At 37.0% G+C, this 18,918-nt stretch carries 19 protein-coding genes and 1 pseudogene; 9 read left to right on the plus strand and 11 right to left on the minus strand.

Annotated elements, in window-relative coordinates; translation table 11 throughout:
- The first annotated feature begins 240 nt into the window (after window positions 1-240).
- Window positions 241-819, plus strand: a complete 579-nt coding sequence (locus CWATDRAFT_RS12060) for a hypothetical protein (protein ID WP_007305270.1) — start codon at window positions 241-243, stop codon at window positions 817-819.
- Between the two features lie 132 nt (window positions 820-951).
- On the opposite strand, the pseudogene CWATDRAFT_RS12065 reads toward CWATDRAFT_RS12060, so the two are convergent.
- Window positions 952-2,478, minus strand: a pseudogene (locus tag CWATDRAFT_RS12065) (IS5-like element ISCwa2 family transposase).
- Window positions 2,479-2,593: 115 nt separating this feature from the next.
- Between CWATDRAFT_RS12065 and CWATDRAFT_RS36650 the strand changes: the two are divergent.
- Window positions 2,594-2,752 carry a hypothetical protein gene (locus CWATDRAFT_RS36650; RefSeq protein WP_007305271.1) on the plus strand — a complete coding sequence of 53 codons (159 nt, stop codon included), beginning with the start codon at window positions 2,594-2,596 and terminating at the stop codon, window positions 2,750-2,752.
- 66 nt (window positions 2,753-2,818) lie between these two features.
- On the opposite strand, the gene folB is transcribed toward CWATDRAFT_RS36650, so the two are convergent.
- Window positions 2,819-3,181 (minus strand): dihydroneopterin aldolase, encoded by a 363-nt coding sequence (gene folB, locus CWATDRAFT_RS12075; protein WP_021834385.1) that lies wholly within the window; start codon window positions 3,179-3,181, stop codon window positions 2,819-2,821.
- 118 nt (window positions 3,182-3,299) lie between these two features.
- Between folB and CWATDRAFT_RS12080 the strand changes: the two genes are divergently transcribed.
- Window positions 3,300-3,890 (plus strand): rhomboid family intramembrane serine protease, encoded by a 591-nt coding sequence (locus CWATDRAFT_RS12080; RefSeq protein WP_007305272.1) that lies wholly within the window; start codon window positions 3,300-3,302, stop codon window positions 3,888-3,890.
- A gap of 15 nt (window positions 3,891-3,905) precedes the next feature.
- On the opposite strand, the gene CWATDRAFT_RS12085 is transcribed toward CWATDRAFT_RS12080, so the two are convergent.
- Both CWATDRAFT_RS12085 and CWATDRAFT_RS12090 read right to left on the minus strand, forming a co-directional pair.
- Complete coding sequence (locus CWATDRAFT_RS12085) at window positions 3,906-4,877, minus strand: 3'(2'),5'-bisphosphate nucleotidase (RefSeq protein WP_007305327.1); 972 nt, start codon at window positions 4,875-4,877, stop codon at window positions 3,906-3,908.
- Window positions 4,878-4,892: 15 nt separating this feature from the next.
- The gene (locus CWATDRAFT_RS12090; protein ID WP_007305326.1) at window positions 4,893-6,251 is read right to left on the minus strand and encodes a UDP-N-acetylmuramoyl-tripeptide--D-alanyl-D-alanine ligase; all 1,359 of its coding nucleotides are present in this window, start codon (window positions 6,249-6,251) and stop codon (window positions 4,893-4,895) included.
- 406 nt (window positions 6,252-6,657) lie between these two features.
- On the opposite strand from CWATDRAFT_RS12090, the gene CWATDRAFT_RS12095 reads away from it, so the two are divergent.
- The 6 genes from CWATDRAFT_RS12095 to CWATDRAFT_RS12125 all read left to right on the plus strand — a co-directional run bounded on the left by CWATDRAFT_RS12095 (window position 6,658) and on the right by CWATDRAFT_RS12125 (window position 12,805).
- Window positions 6,658-7,944, plus strand: coding sequence for a hypothetical protein (locus CWATDRAFT_RS12095; RefSeq protein WP_007305273.1), 1,287 nt, complete (start codon window positions 6,658-6,660; stop codon window positions 7,942-7,944).
- Window positions 7,945-7,948: 4 nt separating this feature from the next.
- On the plus strand, window positions 7,949-9,268 hold the full coding sequence (locus CWATDRAFT_RS12100) for a sensor histidine kinase (protein ID WP_007305274.1): 1,320 nt from the start codon (window positions 7,949-7,951) through the stop codon (window positions 9,266-9,268).
- A 274-nt stretch (window positions 9,269-9,542) separates the two neighbouring features.
- Complete coding sequence (locus tag CWATDRAFT_RS12105) at window positions 9,543-11,051, plus strand: thymidylate synthase (protein WP_007305275.1); 1,509 nt, start codon at window positions 9,543-9,545, stop codon at window positions 11,049-11,051.
- A gap of 165 nt (window positions 11,052-11,216) precedes the next feature.
- Complete coding sequence (locus CWATDRAFT_RS39740) at window positions 11,217-11,735, plus strand: hypothetical protein (protein WP_007305276.1); 519 nt, start codon at window positions 11,217-11,219, stop codon at window positions 11,733-11,735.
- Window positions 11,736-11,776: 41 nt separating this feature from the next.
- Entirely contained in the window at window positions 11,777-12,205 is a 429-nt protein-coding gene (dut, locus tag CWATDRAFT_RS12120) for a dUTP diphosphatase (RefSeq protein ID WP_021831910.1), read from the plus strand.
- Between the two features lie 30 nt (window positions 12,206-12,235).
- Window positions 12,236-12,805, plus strand: a complete 570-nt coding sequence (locus tag CWATDRAFT_RS12125) for a deoxycytidylate deaminase (RefSeq protein WP_007305278.1) — start codon at window positions 12,236-12,238, stop codon at window positions 12,803-12,805.
- Here CWATDRAFT_RS12125 and CWATDRAFT_RS12130 read toward each other — a convergent pair.
- From CWATDRAFT_RS12130 to CWATDRAFT_RS12155, 7 genes are all read right to left on the minus strand, one after another.
- Window positions 12,800-13,492: a potassium channel family protein gene (locus tag CWATDRAFT_RS12130; RefSeq protein ID WP_007305325.1), complete on the minus strand. Its 693-nt coding sequence runs from the start codon at window positions 13,490-13,492 to the stop codon at window positions 12,800-12,802. The two genes, CWATDRAFT_RS12125 and CWATDRAFT_RS12130, sit on opposite strands and share 6 nt — an antisense overlap.
- 166 nt (window positions 13,493-13,658) lie before the next feature.
- Window positions 13,659-15,023 (minus strand): TrkH family potassium uptake protein, encoded by a 1,365-nt coding sequence (locus CWATDRAFT_RS12135; protein ID WP_007305324.1) that lies wholly within the window; start codon window positions 15,021-15,023, stop codon window positions 13,659-13,661.
- Between the two features lie 89 nt (window positions 15,024-15,112).
- Window positions 15,113-15,673 (minus strand): transcriptional regulator NrdR, encoded by a 561-nt coding sequence (gene nrdR, locus CWATDRAFT_RS12140; protein ID WP_007305323.1) that lies wholly within the window; start codon window positions 15,671-15,673, stop codon window positions 15,113-15,115.
- Between the two features lie 176 nt (window positions 15,674-15,849).
- Window positions 15,850-15,945, minus strand: coding sequence for a photosystem II reaction center protein T (locus CWATDRAFT_RS33515; RefSeq protein WP_007305322.1), 96 nt, complete (start codon window positions 15,943-15,945; stop codon window positions 15,850-15,852).
- A gap of 117 nt (window positions 15,946-16,062) precedes the next feature.
- On the minus strand, window positions 16,063-16,350 hold the full coding sequence (locus tag CWATDRAFT_RS12145) for a DUF2288 domain-containing protein (RefSeq protein ID WP_007305321.1): 288 nt from the start codon (window positions 16,348-16,350) through the stop codon (window positions 16,063-16,065).
- A gap of 64 nt (window positions 16,351-16,414) precedes the next feature.
- Window positions 16,415-17,875 carry a glycoside hydrolase family 13 protein gene (locus tag CWATDRAFT_RS12150; RefSeq protein WP_007305320.1) on the minus strand — a complete coding sequence of 487 codons (1,461 nt, stop codon included), beginning with the start codon at window positions 17,873-17,875 and terminating at the stop codon, window positions 16,415-16,417.
- A gap of 35 nt (window positions 17,876-17,910) precedes the next feature.
- On the minus strand, window positions 17,911-18,729 hold the full coding sequence (locus tag CWATDRAFT_RS12155; RefSeq protein ID WP_007305319.1) for a carbon-nitrogen hydrolase family protein: 819 nt from the start codon (window positions 18,727-18,729) through the stop codon (window positions 17,911-17,913).
- Between the last annotated feature and the right edge of the window lie 189 nt (window positions 18,730-18,918).

Consider the following 18,918-nt stretch of genomic DNA (forward strand, 5'->3'; position numbering starts at 1 on the left):
TTCCTCCTAAACCACCAGCAAAAAGAGGAATTAATCGTAAAACTCGGTTAGGATCTGATGCCATAATAATTGCTAAACCTTGAACATAGTTTACAGTTGTATTTTTGGGTAAAAATTAGATAGAATTGAGTAATAATGCTTGACATCTGACTTTTGGTCGGTTATCTTACCTTGAACACAGTTAAATTTGTAGTAAAGTAAGACAAACTGGGATAATTCTTAATCCTTAAATTATAATCTATGACTATAGTGACACAGCTTACCCTAACATTCAATTATTTAGGAGCATTCCTCCCCATTGACAGCGTTTTGTCCACTCAAGGCATCATGGTGATGTTATTGGCGGCCTATGGCTTGGCTATGTGGATGTTTCTCACCAGCGCACCCAAAGTTTACACCATCATGGTATCGGATCTAGAGGTTGCTCGGCAATTCTATGAGGGTTTACTACAGTTAAACGTGGCTGATGTTCCTCTTCATTATTATTACAATTATGAACAAAGTTTGGGAACCGCAGGAATTGACGCTTTTTATATGTATTCAGATGCTACAGCAACCGCTACCAGCAACTATGGAAACAGAGATGGACTTTGGTATCAACTGAAAAAAAATACTCAACTTCATATTATAGCGGGTGCCAGTTACGGTGAGAAAAACCGTCAGCGTCATGTTTGTTTTGATAATGAATGTTTAGAGGATATTTTATTAAGAGTTGAGTCTAGACGTTTAAAATATAAAGTTCGTCGCAGAAAACCTCTCAACTTTTTGGTTAAAGATATCGATCAAAGAATTATTGAAATGGTAGAAGTTAAAAATTAACTATTTGAATAAAAATTAACTTTAAGGTGGGCAAAAGATTCAATCATTCTGTGAAGTTTTTGAGCTTTACCCTTTGCCCACCCTACTATCTATACATTTACGTAGGGTTTGCTGAAAAAGTTTCTCCAAAATTTATGCCACTTTTGACCAAGAATTTTCTGACAAATCAATAAGTTTTAGTACATAAAAATTGTTTTAAGTATAATCAAAATTAATGAAAGGCGGTTTGATGAGTTCCCCTGTTCTATTATTAGTAAATAAGGACAAAAAAAGCGACAAAAACTGCCTCAGAAGTTTAGAAAGATTGACAACTAAAAATGTAATAGCAATAGATATAATGGAGGTTTCAGGGAGTTTTGTTATCACGAGATTTAGGCTAAATCTTCGTTTAGCTTGTCCAAACTTTCCCTCAATAGCATTACGGAAGCATTCATCGGAGTGGGCTTGTTTCTTTTCTTCTTCACTGACATTTTTCGGAGGTCTTCCTAACTTCGGACCACTGATTCTTATCCCTCTTTCCTTACACCAATTTCTGTTTTCCCTAGTTCGATAAATTTTATCTACATGGACGGATTCGGGATAATAGCCAAACGTTTCTTTATACTTTTCTACTTGTTCTTTTAAATGACAAGATTCATTGAAGTTTTCCCAACTTATTTTTTCTAGAAACACATAGTTATCTACACAGCTTACTGAGAGTTTAGCTCCAAACTCTATTGGTTTTCCTGCTTTTCCCCTCACTATTGGACGAATATGCGGTTGAGTTAAACTTACAATTCTTTGAGGAACACTCTGGGTCTTATTCTCCCACATTGACTGTTGTTGTTCATAAACTTTTTTGATAGTCTCTAGACAATTTTTCTGTCTTTTACTCAGATTTTCCAGGGAAGCCCCAGCTTGAATTAAGTCTTCTATATTTCCTAAATTTTTCTTAAGGTATTTTAACTGTTTCCCGATAGCTTTTCTTCTTTCTTGATAAGATACTTTTCGTTTTTTAGCTACTTTTAAGTATTCCTTTCTAGCAATTTTTCTAGAAGTTCTCGGCTTTTTTCTCAATTTTACTCTTAATGGTTTATAAAGATTATCTATTATTCTTTCTGTCTCAATTCTGGCTTGATTTAATATGCCTAAATCCGTTGGGTATTTGATGTCTGCTGGCGCACAAGTCGCATCTAAAATTAGTTTACCTTTATTTTTTATTTTTTCTCCTTTTTCTTGGAGACAATCCTTTTTTTTTACTTCTTTATCACTCTTATCTATTTCTCTTTTTACTATTTTTTTATTGATTTTGTTTATCAATTCTCCATCAATTCTTTTCCTAAAATGAACTAGCATTGAAGATTCCAATGGTGGCTCTTGTTGATAACAATTTAAACCTATAAAGTATTGTAGATAGGGATTTTCTCTAATCTGTTCTATAGTTTCTCTATCACTTGTTCCTAATTTTTCCTTAATAATTAATGTCCCTAATGCCATTCTAAATAGTTTGGCTGGCGCACCTTTTTCTGCTGAAAAAAGTTTAGCATATTCTTCCTCAAAATCATCCCAAGGTATCAACTCTGCCATGATTACCCAACGATTATTGGGGGACAATTTGCCCTCGAAAGGTAATTCAAATTTTTCTGGGGGCGGTAAAGGTTGCTCCTCTTTTCGATACATTTGTTCTTGAGCAACAACTGGGAGGTGTTTCTACCAATTATAGCGGTTTGTAGCCGACAAAGCTGATCTTTTTTGCGATCGCGAATATGGGTGTAACCTTTTAAAGAATAGGGTTTTGCTTTTATTCAGCAAACCCCAAGTAGACTTTCAATGGGGAAAAATATACGATGAACGTCCTTATTTCCAGTCTCCAGGACAACCACCTCATCCCGATGATGAATATACCCACGAATCAGTAGAAGAAAAGCTGAAAAGTTTACTAACTAAGTTATAGCACCTGTGATAACTGTGAATTGCTGTGACATTTTTGTAAAAATGGGACTATGCCCCAGTTGCTTTCTTAGCTTTTATTAATTCTGGTAATGTCAACGGTAATTTTACCAGCAAAATCTGGAATAGGAGGGGAGACTTTAGTTAACCTTACCCTAACTTGATTAATATTTGGTAAGGCAAGGATTTCTTGAGCGATAATTTCTGTCAACCTTTCAATTAAAGCAACTTTTGTTGTTTTAATATGATGTTTAACAATAGCGATGGCCTGTCGATAGTCTGAAGTATCATCGAGATTATCACTTGTACCAGCATTTGTTAAATCCGCACCTAGAGTTAAATCAACCTCAAACCATTGACCCAAAACTTGTTCTTCCGGCAAATAACCCGTATAACCGTAACAACGAATCCCAGTTACTTCAATAAAATCCATTTGAGTATTTGTTACTTTCATCAGCTTTTGTTTCTCTCTAACAATTTGCGTCAATTTTTAGACAAAACAATAGTTCAATCGTTATCATTGTGAATAGGATAACTCTAGTATAAATCTTATGAGTCACTCACCAAATAATAATCTTTCCCGTGAACTCAAAAAACAACTGACTATTTTAGGAAGCTTTGTCAGTATTTTTTGGGTAACCGAACTCGTTGATATTTTTATTTTAAAAGGTAGGTTAAATCAATATGGAATTCGACCCCAGAGTTTAATCGGTTTAAGAGGTATTTTATTTGCTCCATTTTTGCATGGAGGTTTACCCCATTTGATCAGTAACACTGTTCCCTTCTTGGTGTTGGGATGGTTAGTTATGCTGCAAGAAACCAGCGATTTCTGGATTGTTACTGCAATAACCATGCTAGTTGGGGGTTTAGGGGTATGGTTGTTTGCCGCACCCAGTTCTGTCCATATTGGTGCTAGTATTTTGATTTTTGGTTACTTGGGATTTTTGTTATTAAGGGGTTATTTCCAGCGTAATTTTATCTCCATTTTTCTGTCTGTTGTGGTTGCTTTTTTTTACGGTGGATTAGTATTAGGAGTATTGCCCTCAGCACCAGGAATTTCTTGGCAAGGTCACTTATTCGGCTTTTTAGGGGGGATTTTAGCCGCTAAATTAATCGCCAGTGAAAAACGAAATTATCCTTAGAAAAGGTAGCAGGTTTTAAACCCAATTTTTCGATAAAGCTGCTAAAACTTGGGAATGAATTACGCCATTAGTGGCTAAAACACCGTGATTATTGCTCAATTTTGTACCAACAGAAAAATCTAAGGGTTTACCCTCTAAATCCGTCACCTTTCCTCCTGCTTCTTCCACAATGACGACTCCGGGTGCATGGTCCCAGATATTTTCTTTTTTGCCCTTAAATTGCGGTAAAGGGACTCTGGTATAAAAATGAGCCTCTCCCTTGGCGATCGCCCCATATTTAGCCAAAGAATCCATCTGTTTCGCCCCATAAGTCAACCCCAGATGGCGATCAACGGCGCTTTGGACTCCGCGATCGCTATGGCTAGATTCGATGCTTTCGATGCGATACAACTGCTCAAAATTGAACGAGGGATCGACTCGAATTGGTAGAGGGTTCCCCCCTTCTAAGGGCATTTCTGTGGCTCCTTGACCCCGAATAGCCAAGAAAATCAGTCCTTTCCCACCATCTTCTCTAGGAAAAGCAGGACAAGCTAATACCCCTAACTTTACCTCTCCCCCTTCAACTAAAGCCAAAGCAACAGCGTATTGATTGCCCCGAATAAACCCCCTAGTGCCATCGATGGGGTCCAAAGTCCAATAACGTTGGGCAACTTCTCCATTACCCCAGTTAATCCAATCTATGACATTATCTGGGGTGGCAGTGGGAATAGATTCTTGTACCTGTTCAATAATTTGCTGGCGTACCCCTGCTAACTCTGGTTGTTGCAAGAGGGTAGCATCTTCTTCCCCAATCACAGGATCATGGGGAAATCCCTCAATTAACCCTTGACATAAAATGGCTTGCGCCCCGAAATCTGCCACAGTAACGGGACTGGTATCGGCCTTTTTAACCGCTTTTCCCCCGTCGGTTTGTTGCACTCGTTGACAGAGTTTAGCCGCTTCTGTGACTATCTTCAAGGCTAACTCTTTTTCTGCTTGATAATTCATTGTTTAGCAAAATCGTTAATCATTAGTTGTTAATTGCTGAAGAACCGCTTCCACCACACGATTTAAACCCACAGAATTAGAAGCTTTAAATAAAATGCGATCGCCTGGTTGAATCACCTCTCTTAACCGTTGTATCAATTGTTCGTGGGTAGGGAAAGACTGAGTTTCAATGGTTGTAACCCCTTTAGTAATAGCTTGGGACTGAGGATCATCCACCAAAATAAACAAAGCATCAATAGCCAATTTCTCTGCAGTTTCTCCCACTTCCCTATGTAATTCAGCAGAAGCGTCAGCCAATTCCTTCATAGTACCAAGAACCGCTAAATGACGGGTTCCTGGGGTATCTTTGAGTAATTGTAAGGCCGCCTTCATGGATTCTAAACCAGCGTTGTAGGTTTCGTCTAGAAGGATGACATCGTTTTTTAAGGAATATTGTTGCGATCGCCCTTGAGGAAGGTTGACAGTTACTCCTTCCATTAAAAAAGTCCAGTCTAAGTTTAACTCTTTAGTCACCGCTAACGCAGCTAAATAATTCAAGGCATTGTGACGGCCAGGTAAGGGTAAAGGAAAATCCATCCCTTCCACCCTTAATATTTGATTTTCTAACAATTCCCCGGTAATGTCCCCTCCTTCTAACCCATAGGTGATGGTTTTACCTTGCCACACCGTTGCTGCTGTTTCCACGAGACGTTGATCATCGTGGTTGAGAATAGCTACACTATTTTCGGGCATTTCCGCCAATAACTCGCATTTAGCTTCGGCGATCGCCTGTCGTGATCCTAGTCGTCCAATATGTGCCGTTCCCACATTGGTTATAATGCCGATGGTGGGGCAAGCAATTTGACTTAATAGGGCAATTTCTCCTTTGCCTCGCATGGCCATCTCAATCACAGCATAATTATGATTGGTGGTTAATCCCAGTAAGGTTTTTGGTACTCCAATTTCGTTGTTGTAGTTGGCTTGGGTTTTGTGAACATTGCCGTAAACTCCTAACACTGCTGCAATTATTTCCTTGGTTGTGGTTTTACCCACAGAGCCAGTTATACCAATAATAGGAATCTTTACATGATTTCGCCACCAATTTGCAATTTCTTGATAGGCGATTAATGTATCTTTAACAACAATTTGGGGTATTTCCTTAGTCGATTTTACAGATACTTCGTGGTTAACGATGAGGGCAATTGCTCCTTTATCAATTACCTCATCTACAAAGCGATGTCCATCAAATTTATCTCCTTGTAAAGCAATAAAAATATCGTTTTCTTGGATTGTTCTGCTATCGGTACTAATTTTATTGATAGATTTGTCAGACAAAGTTTGTGATATCTTTTGGAAAGTGCCGGACAGGATAGTTGGAATTTCACGGAGAATCATAGTAACAACCTGGAATAACTACTGAGATAAAACGAGAAAATTTACCGAGGAAAATTAATTGAATAGTGGTGATCAAGATCACATACAAAAGGTGTTCTCTTCCGTTACTTTAAGAGATGTCTTTACAGAATAAGACCTAATGAGAAAAGTGTATTTAACTGTAAATCTAATCAAGGGAGGTTAGATAAAAACAACAAGAATTATAGAATAGGGATTTTCAAAATTCTTTCCTAGATTGTTACAATGAAGGAAAGATACAACGAACACTGTTGACCATAACCAAACAGCTAAAAATGCTTGAGCAACTACTATCATCAAACCGAAAGTGGGCGATAAACTGACCTATAACCTAAACGGAATTTTACAGCCCCAGGTTACATTAATCAATTAAAATGGGCTGACGGCCATGAATAACCTGCACCAAAGCTACTCACGACAACAAGGATCCCAAGAAGAACAAGTCATTTACGATTACTTCTTACAACATATCAGAACCGACACCCCAGGTCAGTTGGTTGAAGATTTCCGTCGCTTATTTATTGAGGGACGGGGGTTCCGTGATATCGAAGTTTATACAGCCTTAGAAAAAATTATTAAACGGAAGAACAATGAATATCAGTTTAACCACTTTTTTAACCGTTGTTGCCATATTCTCATCAACCATTGGCAGATGGATGTCCAGTCCTATAGTGCCATTCCTGAGTTAATTGGACTATTAGAGAATCTTGCCCCTCCTCGTAGTGGTTATCAGAGCGCAGCTAATCGTGTTAGATATCTGGTCAAAAACTTCACCCAGTGCGAGGATAATGTCAAGCTTCAAAGGTTAGCGCGAGTTATTAACAACAGGCTCAATCCTGATAAGTCCGACTTGGTGGGCAACCTGATTCATCGTTATCCTTATCTATACAACCATTGTCTGTTGGGGGACGAAAGCAGTCAAGAACACCAACAAACCGTTAGAAAAATTAAAACTCAAACGGAAAAACGTTTTGAGGTTAATCTATCTCGCTATGTTACCTACAAAGTCAGATTAGCCCAAATATCCCGTTCCCCCGAAGTAGCACAGGAAAAGAGTCGGATTATTCGTCCTGTCAAAAATCCCACCCTCCTCAAAGATAAAGAGTTAAACCAAGCGTTGAAGCATTATATGGGAACAGTGGATGGGGGGCATACCTATAAAAGTTTATCTAATAATTTCTTGACTCATACGGTTCATACTAAAACCTTTGGACGTTATAAAGACGATCTTTATGAGTATATTTTTACTTCTTTAGACCCTAAATATTCCAAAGGACAATTTAATAAGAATCTTTATAATTTACTACAAAATACCCTACCTGAATGTAATAACCAAAGACCTACGGAGTTCTTAATGTTACGAACTTCCAGTCAATTAATGAATTTTCTGGTGGTTGAAAACGGGAAGAAACCAGAACACTATGTTTTTGTGGATATGATTTCTAACATGGGAGTAACCCGCACTATGGGTTTATTGCTTAAGGTTGTTTTGGTTTCTGGCAAGGTTAAACCCTACTTAGAGAAGCGTTTTTCTATCCTCTTTAACCATTATGAATCTTTTACTAAAGACGGGGTTCCCTCGTTGGTCAAATCTTTAGAAAATTTACAATTAGCTTTTAGTGTACATTTTGGTAAAGTAGATTTATCCTGCTTAAAGCAAGTAAAAATGAGATAAGTCTATGTTTCAAGCGACACGCCGTCGTTTAGCTCTATGGTACACCACAGTTACAGCGATTCTACTCCTTCTGTTTGCTACAGGGGTGTTTTTTTATGTTCGTAGCACCTTAGTAGAACGGGTTGATGACACTTTAAAGCACGTTGTAGAGGTGGTTAACCGTTCTTTGGTTATAGAGTCCGTTTCTGTGTCCGAGGGGCGTTATCAGGTGGATGTGGAGGGCAGTTTTCCAGACAATGCTGAAGCAGTGGAAGATGATCACATCGATCTCGAATGGTTTAACCCTCAAGGAGAGTTAGTCTGGTCAACTTTTAGCGATCCTCCCCTTATTCCCCTTCATCTTAACCGACGGGCGGAAACGGTTCATCTTGGTGGCGATCGCATTCTTAGACAAGTTACCCAAAGAATTAATTTAGACCGTTATATTTTAGGTTATTTACGGGTAAGTCATCCTTGGTTTGAGGTAACAAAACCCATTCGTCAACTGAGTTTTGACCTCGCCTTGGCAACGTTAATTACTATTATTATTGTCGGGTTTATTGGTTGGTTTTTATCTGGTTTAGCTATTCAACCTATACGAGACTCTTATCAAAGTTTAAAACAATTTACGGCTGATGCTTCCCATGAGTTAAGAAACCCTATCGCTACCATTCAAACCAATGTACAAATGGCTTTATCTTATGGAAATAGCGATCCACAAGTCCAACAAAGACAGTTAAAAGTGGTAGAAAGGTTGACACAAAGGTTAGGTAATTTAGTCAATGATTTATTATTTTTAGCCCGTTCTGATAGTGGAATGTTACAAATTAAACAGCAAACTCTTCCTTTAGATGCTTTATTAATTGAAGTGATAGAAGAACAAAGAACTGTAGCCCAACAAAAGGACATCTTTTTATCCTTACATATCGTAGAACCTGATAATAGTAATGAGGATAATTTTAGTTTATTAGGAGATTGGGATCAATTAGCTCGTTTATTTACTAACTTAATTAGTAATGGTTTAGAGCATAGTTTTTCTGAAAATAAAAATATAGAAAAAGAGGAACAAGTATCTGCTGTTGAGGTAGAATTAAAAAAGATTAAACGGGATCGTTTACAGCAGTTAAAAGTCAAAGTAAAAGATACAGGAAAAGGTGTTCCTGAAGTGGCTTTAAGTCATTTATTTGATCGCTTTTATCAAGTTGATCCCTCCCGGAAAAGTACAGGGGGTTCGGGTTTGGGTTTGGCGATCGCTAAAGCGATCGTAGATAATCATCATGGACAAATTAAAGTAGAAAGTGAGTTGAATAAAGGAACAATTTTTACTGTTATTTTACCCATCTAATTGTGACAAGTTGATGTAACCATAAATATCTTAAAATTTGCTTTAGAAATAAGTAATTTATTTTTAATTGAATTATAATTGAGTAGTTATAGCAATAATTAATGATATGGGGAAAATGATAACATATCTAGGACATAATATTATTAAATCCCTACGAATATACCCTCGTAGGGATTTAACAGTGTTAAATCTCGTTTCTAATTTTATCATAACTGAAAGCTGATTGCTATACTATAAAAACAAGTTAACAAAATTATCCAAATTACTCTAAATTATGACAGTTGCACCATCTAATTATCGATTCAATTATAAACCTCATTATAAACCAAATCAATTAATTTGTGGTCATGGACAAACAGCAATTATTACAGGATGGACTGTAAGACAATCAGTTGCTAAAAAATTGAACCCAGAAGACTATGCGGTTATCGGAAACTTATACAGTCCCACCAGAGGAATTGGCCCTTTAATTCGTAATTTATTAGCTAATACTCATGTGAGATTTTTAGTCATTTTAGATGCAACCAAAGAAGACAAAAATGCAGGGGGATGTAAATGTTTACTAGACTTTTTAGAACAGGGTTTTACTAAAGGAAAAAGTGATACAGGTCGAGATATTTGGGTTATTAATTCTGATATTAATGGTTATATTGATATAGAAATTGATGAGAATGCGTTAGAAACTTTGCGTCAATCTCTAGATTATAAATTAGCAAATTCTATCAAAGAAGTAGTTGATTCTGTTGAAGAGTTTAGTAAAAAAATATATCATAAACCTTGGGGGGAACCGTTAACATTTCCTATCATGGAAAGCAGTCCAACGGTATTACCAGGACCGAGATATGGTCATCGTATTGAGGGTAAAACTATAGCAGAAACATGGGTTAAAATATTGCAGAGAATTAAAACAACAGGAACTATTAGACCGACTCAATATGGACAATGGCAAGAATTAATTGATATGACTGCTATTGTAACCGATGAGCCTTTAAATTTTTATTTTCCAAGTCCTAATTATTTACCCATAAAACGAGAGTTTATTAATGATTATATTGGACAAATTCTTGATGATGCACCTCAAAAAGAAGGAGTTAAATATACTTATGGACAAAGGTTGAGATCGTGGTTTGAACGGGATCAAATTAAACAAGCAATTGATAAATTAATCAGTGATAAAGACTCTTCTAGAGTTGTTATGTCTTTGTGGGATGTTAAAGATTATGAAAACAATGATAGTCCTCCTTGTTTAAATCATATTTGGGTAAGAATAGTTGATGATGAATTATCTTTAACTGCGACATTTCGTAGTAATGATATGTTTTCAGCGTGGCCTGCAAATGCGATGGGTTTACGAGAATTACAACAGCATATTATAGAAGAGGTTAATAACAAATATCAACATAATTTTCAGTTAGGACCCTTAATTATTATCAGTCAAAGCGCACATATATATAGTGATTGTTGGGAACACGCAGACAAAGTTATTGAAACAGAATATAGGAGAATATGTCAGCAAAGAACTTATAATGATCCCAGTGGAAGCTTTTTAATTTCGATTAAAGATAATGAAATTATTGTTGAACATATTACCCCAGGATCGGGGGAAGTCGTTAACTGTTATTCAGGGAAAACTGCTAGAAAACTTTATCAACAAATTGCTGATACTTGTCCCAGTCTTGAAATAAAACACGCTATGTATTTAGGGACAGAATTACAAAAAGCAGAAATCTGTTTAGTCAAAAATTTAGATAGCTATCAACAAGATAAACCTCTTATTATTTAATCTGTCAGTATATAAAAATATAATCAATAATTAAAAAAAAAAAGACATGACTATCTTAAGTGATCAAGACATTAAAAACGAACTCGGCATTAATATTTATATATATCCATATAAAGCTGACAATTTGAAAGGAGCTAGTTATAAGTTAACTGCTAGTGAGTTAGCTTGGGATTTAATTTACCTATAGAAATAAAACCTAAAGTTGATGCTTTTGTGACGCTTATTTTTAAATATCTATATACATCGTCAGCTAGAAAGCAAACGGGAAATACATCAGGTAGAGTAGACTTACTAGGTGGAGAATTAAATGATGATCAAAGAGAATTTCTTGATCAAGATTTTATGAGCAATAAAGATGCACTATTTAATAAATTACTCGAGTGTGATGATTATCAGAAGATATACAAAGAGCGAAAAGAAGAAGAAAATCAGAGACTTCAACAAATGTCAAATCAAAAGAAAAATATTTTTTTAAAAAAGCAATATATAATTTTGAGCAGTTTTCTGATAGTATTAATTGTGTCTGCTGTGTGGCTAGATAATAAGCAAAATAAATTAGCTTCCGACCCCTCGGATACTTGGTACAATACAGCAAATAAAGTGATTGAGTGGGTAATACCCACTATCACAGTAATATTAGTCAATTTATGGCTCAATGACATAGATCGTAAAAGTAACAAATGAAACGAAAAATATTATCCTATATTCAAAGGAAATATGAGGAAATGCACCTTAAAATAATCAAACTCAATCAACAAGCAATAACTCCTAAATATGAACATGAAAATGATTCAGGACTTGACTTAGTTTCTATAGAAACCGTAGACATACCAGCAGGAGACAGTAAATTAATTAAAACAGGAATTTCTATTGAATTACCCCCTAATACCGAAGCACAAATACGTCCTAGAAGTGGACTTGCATTAAAACATCAAATTACTGTTTTAAACACTCCAGGAACCATTGACGAAGGATACAGAGGGGAAATAGGAGTCATCTTAATTAATCATGGAAAAACATCATTTAAAGTAACCCAAGGAATGAGAATTGCTCAGATGGTCATTGCTCCTGTTATTCGTGTTAATATCGAAGAGGTAGAACAGTTAAGTGATACGATTAGGGGAAAAGGTGGCTTTGGTTCTACGGGAGTTTAAATTTATTTTTTCATATTATCTAATCAGAAAATGACATTTCTTGAAGAACAAAGACCCACTTGGCACGAATACTTTATCATGATGGCTAAATTGGCCGCTACTCGGTCAACCTGTCTGGCCTTTCCAGTAGGTGCGGTTATCGTCAAAGATAGACAGGTTTTAGCGACAGGATACAACGGTTCCCCCTCCGGTTCCGCACATTGTACAGCCCAAGGATTTTGTTACCCTGGACTAGATAGCTGTGATAGTCCCAGTGGTCTGCCTTCTCGTGCTATTCACGCCGAAGCTAATGCGATCGCCCAAGCTGCGAAACACGGCATTTCTACCCACGGAGCTAGTATTTATGTTACCTTAGAACCCTGTCTTTACTGCTTAAAATTAATTATTTCTGCGGGTATTAGAGAAGTTTTCTATGAAAGCGACTTTAACAAAGGGGATAAAGTCCTGGTTAGGGATGCTTTTATTCAAGATGGGTTAGTGAGTTTAACTCAAATAAAGTTATCTCAAGAAACAGCAAAACGAGCATCTTTATTCCTCTTAAATCCTACCTTAACAGCGAGAGAAAAGCTAGAAAATACGCAAACTTTTCAAACTTTATAAAGGTAATTTTTGAATCGCCTTATTAGAACCAATAACAACCATTGATAAATCTTTGTTCAACTTTTCTTGAGGAGGAGGATTGATATTAAATTTATCATCTTTGCCAATGGCTAAAACACTAATATTATAACGACTTCTTACATTTAATTCTTCCAGGGTTTTTCCATGAAACTCTTCAGGAATACGAGTTTCTACAATGCTATGATCAGGATCGACTTCAAAGCGTTCCATGACCCCTTGATTTTGGGTTAATAAATGAGCTAAATCGCATCCTCCCTGATATTCAGGAAACACGACTAAATCCGCTCCTACTCTTTGTAAGAGCTTTCCATGAACATTAGAAGAAGCTTTGGAAACAACATATTTTACACCACCTTCTTTGACGTTTAAAGTGGTAATAATACTTTCTTCCAAGTAGTTACCAATAGCAATAATAACCGTATCAAATTCAAAAATACCTGCTTCTTTTAAAGCATTGGGTTTTGTGGAATCTAATTCAATAGCACTAGAAGCAAGTTTTTCTGCTAAAACTTGAGCCACTAAAGCTTCATCTATGTCAGTTCCTAACACTTCATAACCCAATTTATGAAGGGTTCCACAAACAGCACGGCCAAATCTTCCTAACCCAATAACAGCAAATTGACGGGTTTCTCGACGGAGACTACTAAAAAAATTTAGGGACTTCAAGTTGATACCTCACCCTTATTTTAACAATATACTACTAGGCATTTTGACTAGGACAATGATGAGATTCCTCGTTCCCTCGGAATGACAATTAAAGGTAGAAAAATGTCCTAACAAATTTTTTTACTGCTATGGTTTTACTTTTCTCTTATTATATCAAATTTCAGACCTATCCTACTAATAAAGTTTCTTCTGGATATTGGACAACTCGTGGACGAGTTTCCCCTGCGATCGCTGCCATAAATACCAGAATTCCCACTCTCCCAGTATACATAGTTAAAATTAATAAGAGTTGAGAAATAGCTGATAACTTATCTGTAATTCCTGCGGATAATCCTACGGTAGCAAAAGCTGAAATAACTTCAAATAAAACTTGTAAGGAAGTACCACCAGATTCAAAAAAGCTAGGATGGAAAATCCCTTCATTTAAGTAGATCAAAAAAGTTATTAACACTACCATATTAGTAGAGCCAAAAACCACTGCTACTGCTTTTAAAATTAACGGTACAGAAATTTCTCGCTCAAACATTACTACCTCATCATTACCTCTCAAAACAGAACGAGTACAGTTAGTTAAAATCCTTAAGGTTGTTGTTTTAATACCTCCTCCTGTACCACTAGGACTGGCTCCAATAAACATTAATCCTATAGTTAATAATAAACCAGCAAAGGTCATTGAACCAATATCAATACTATTAAAACCCGCAGTTCTTGTGGTCACAGATTGAAACCAGGCTGTTAGTATTTTCCCCCTTAAATCAAGATTTCCCAAAGTATCGGGGTTAGGATATTCAACCAAAAAAAATATTATGGTTCCCGATAATAATAAAATTGCTGTGGTACTGATTACTACCTTAAAATTCAAAGAAAAAACTAATCTTTCTCGTTTTCTAGTAACAAAATGAACAATAGCCATATAAAGTTCCATAATAACTTGATAACCAATACCCCCAAAAATAATTAATAAAGGAATAATAAAATTAATGGTTAACGAATCATCCAAACCCGTTAAACTATCAGAAAATAGGCTAAACCCTGCATTATTCCAAGCACTGATACTATGAAAAATTGCATACCATAAACCTTTCATAGTTCCATACTTTTTAGAGAATACGTTAAGCATCAGGAGAATACCTAAAATCTCAAAAACCAGAGTTGTAGCAATAATAGAACGAATCAACGTCCTACTATTACCATGTAAAAAAGGGCGATCAAAAGACTCTTGTATAGCTAACTTTTGTCTGAGATCAAATCTTCGCCCTAATAATAAAATCAGGAAGGTTGTGGTAGTCATATAACCTAACCCTCCTACTTGAATTAACAATAAAATAATTAATTGACCCCAGAAAGAAAAATCACTTCCTGTATCAACAACAATTAATCCGGTGACACAAACAGCAGAAGTTGCCGTAAACAAGGCAACTAAAGGACTATTCCAACTACCATCATCAGTAGCAAAAGGTAACATTAATAATAGTGTTCCTACCGCAATAACCACCAGAAAACCGCAACAAATCGTCCTAGCAATTGTCATTGGAAAATATAAAATCTACAAAAGGATGGACTAACTTATTATCAATTATCGCTTATTTATTGTCAATTTTTTATTATCTATCTTACCGATTAAACATGATCAGGGCTGTTATGGCTTAGACTTAAACAAGGAGAAGTCGAAGATTTTCCCCTTTCTGTAGTAGAAGCATTAGACCATTGAGAAACAGATGCAGAAACAGTTTCTTGTTGTAGTTGATCAAGAGTCTCCACAAAGTCTTTAATCCCTTCAAACCTTCCATAAACAGAAGCAAAACGGATATAAGCCACTTCATTTTCTTCCCTTAAATATTTTAAAACTAATTGTCCAATTTCGTGAGTAGTAACTTGTCGTTGAGGACGTTGTTGTAAATAGGACTCAATATCGTCTACAATGTTCTCAAGGCGTTGATGAGTAATTCCCGTCTTCTCACAAGCTCTGACCATACCTCGCAAGAGCTTAGAAGCGTCGAAGGACTCTTTCTTACCGTCGTGTTTAACAACGGTGATGGGAACAAACTCGATGCGTTCATAAGTCGTAAAACGGTGTTTACAGTTTAAACACTCACGGCGACGGCGGATGCTTTGCCCACCTTCGGAAGATCGCGATTCTAAAACACGGCTATTGGTATGCTGACAGTAGGGACATTGCATAGGACTATCCGTAGTAACGGAAAATTAAACTAAAAGAAGTAAGACCTCAAAATATTTAAAAATTTGCGAAAAAATACAATATTCTGAGCCGTTTCGATCTCCCTTGGTTAAAATAAGGGAAAATAGCGGCTCAGATAATTATGAAGGCTGGTTTTAAGGAGGTTACACCCCGAAACCTACTTTTCGATACGGGGGGGTTCGCGAAAGGCGATCGCAAAGAAAAGAACCGCCAAGGCCATGATTAAAACAACGATATAAGCTACGCTTTCCATCTTAAGAATTTCCTAAAATCATTTTCATACCTAGTGTATCAAAAAATTGACAAAATGAAATCAACTTCTCGATCATTGACAAGTATTCTCAATAAGTAGGGGTCTGTGATCACTTTCCTAGACACTTTGAACTAAGACAAAGGGTTGTACAATTAAAGTCTTAAATAATTGAGTTTGGTCAATATTCCAATCACTCAATTGTTGATTAGATGGCTTACTAATTAACTGTTCTGTGATCCAATGTTCAACAGCTTTTTTATCGTCTTGAGCGATGGCAACCCCAACATCTAAAAGGTTTAATGTTTCATTAACAACAATAACAGCATCCCTTTGAGCGTGGGGTTTAATGTCATTCCAATTAACATCGGCCATGTCTTCTTCTAGTTTTTTTCTGAGTTCTTCCATAAATAGTTGCTACTTGATTAATTAGGTTGTCAGTTACCAGTTAGTTAAATTTATTATTCACTGTTTAAGGGGCTATAACTAGGCCAGAACGAGGATGCATTGTTATTTTTAACTGGTTATCATGCCAATTAATTGACCCTTCTCCATAAATAATCTGACTCGGTTTAGTCTGTAATATTGAGGACACTTTGTCGAATTTATCTATTTGTATTTCTGTTTTATCTTCTCCATTATTAACTGCAATAATCAACCCTTCTTCTCCTAAAATACGGGCAAAGACATAGACATTTTCTTGAGCAGTGATAACTCTATATTCTCCTGTCCGTAAAGCCGTGTATTTTTTCCTGATTTGGATTAATTGTTTATGATAGGTTAAGGTTTCTTGCTCCCACTTTTCTTCTGTAGGGAAACCTTTTCTCCCATCGGGATCTTTGCCACCTTCAATACCAATTTCATCCCCATAAAATATGTTGGGAGTGCCAGGAAAGGTAAACAACAATAACGTAGCTAACTGTAAGGAAGTGCGATCGCCTCCTGCCATAGTTAGAAAACGAGAAGTATCGTGACTATCAAGTAGGTTTAGCTGGGTTAATTGAATTTCCCAAGGATGACGGGCTAATAATTCCTCAAGTCCCTTTGCGTATTCGGCTGCATCGAGGGTTTCGTAAGGTTTATAAAAACTGGGGATAGTCTCCTTGTCAAGGCGATCGCCGATGACAAAACAAGCGGTTAAACGAGCAAAAGGATAATTCATCACCCCATCAAATTGCTTGCCATCTAGCCATTGAGTAGCATCAGAAACGATTTCTCCGACGATATAGGCTTCAGGGTTGACAGCTTTAACCCGTTCTCGAAATTCCTCCCAGAAACCCTCTGCTTCAACACAGTTGGGTACATCTAACCGCCAACCGTCGATCCCTTGTTGTAACCAATATTCCCCCACTTGCATGATATATTCCCTCACTGCCGGGTTATCGTGGTTAAACTGGGGTAAAGCACGATAATCTATCCAGGAGACGTAATTAGCCGGACGACTGCCATCGTAGGCAGATAAAGGCCACCCTTCGATTTTAAACCAATCTAACCAAGGGGAATTCGGTCCATTTTCCAGGATATCGTTAAAAAAGAAAAAGCCACGACTAGCGTGATTAAATACCCCATCTAAAACCACCTTAAACCCTTTATCATGGGCAGTTTTCAACAAGTGATCAAAAGCTTCTCTGTCTCCCAATAAAGGATCGATCGCATAATAATCTTGAGTATGATAGCGATGGTTACAAGCAGAGCGAAAAATAGGGGTCAAATAGAGAGCATCAACCCCTAAATCTTGTAAATAATCCAATTTATCGATCACACCCCAGAGGTTGCCTCCTTTGTATCCTTGGGAGGTTGGGGGGGCTTCCCAGTCTTCCAAGGGTACATCTAATAACCATTTTTGGCGATCTGGAACCTTTCTCGCAAAGGTATCGGGATAAATTTGATAAAAAATGGCGTTTTTTACCCATTCAGGGGTTTTTATGACCATGAAATCTCTCTTAACAATGGATAATGGATAACTATTTACACAAAGACACGATGTTGTAGAGAAGGCATTTGTTGACGTACTTGTTTAACACGGTTGGGGTTAATTTCTGCTAAGGCCATACCGGGTTGTTGTCCTGCATCGTCTAAAATAATGCCCCAAGGGTCTATGATAACGGCGTGACCGTGGGTAAAGCGTCTGGCGTAGTGGTTGCCTGTTTGAGCCGGGGCTACGATATAGCAGGTGTTTTCGATGGCTCTTGCTTGTAAGAGAACTTGCCAGTGATCTTTGCCAGTAAAAGCGGTAAAAGCAGCGGGAACAAATAAAACTTCTACCCCTTGTCTGGATAAATGACGATATAACTCAGGGAAGCGCACATCATAACAGATAGATAGTCCTAAGTTGCCTAAGTCTTGTGAAGCATAAATATCAGGTAACTGTTTTCCTGGCATCACTGTACTTGATTCTCGATAGGTATTACCATCAGGAACATCAACATCGAATAAATGCGCTTTTTGGTAACGAGATACTTCTTGTCCTGTGGGATCAACTAAAATAGCCGTGTTGTAAGCTTTACTTCCATCACCTTCGACGGGGACGGGAAACCCCCCACCTAAAATGGTTACTTGAAAGCGTTGGGCCATAGTTTTGACGAATTTTTCAGCTTTTTGGGAAATTTCTTGGGCTTGGCTCAGCTTATCTTCTTCTTTCCCTAGAAAAGCAAAATTTTCTGGTAAACCGATTAATTCTGCACCACGACGTACAGCAAGTTCAATCAGTTCTTCAGCCTCCACTAGATTTTGTTCTAGATTGGGCTTGCTTGTCATTTGAATAGCAGCAGCGAGATAAGGTTTCATTCGTTCCTTATAATCAAAATCCTATTGTGATTATAAGGTAAGACGAGGCCCGGAATATAGCAGGAGGCAGAAGGCAGAAGGTAAAACCCGTCTCTGAGGGGGTTTCTAAAGGCCCCAAACTTTTCTCATTTTGTTGAGATTTTTGTCGCTTCATTTCCCCAAGTTGCTTCATAGATCCCGTATGTTTAC

The organism is Crocosphaera watsonii WH 8501, from assembly GCF_000167195.1.
GTDB lineage: Bacteria > Cyanobacteriota > Cyanobacteriia > Cyanobacteriales > Microcystaceae > Crocosphaera > Crocosphaera watsonii.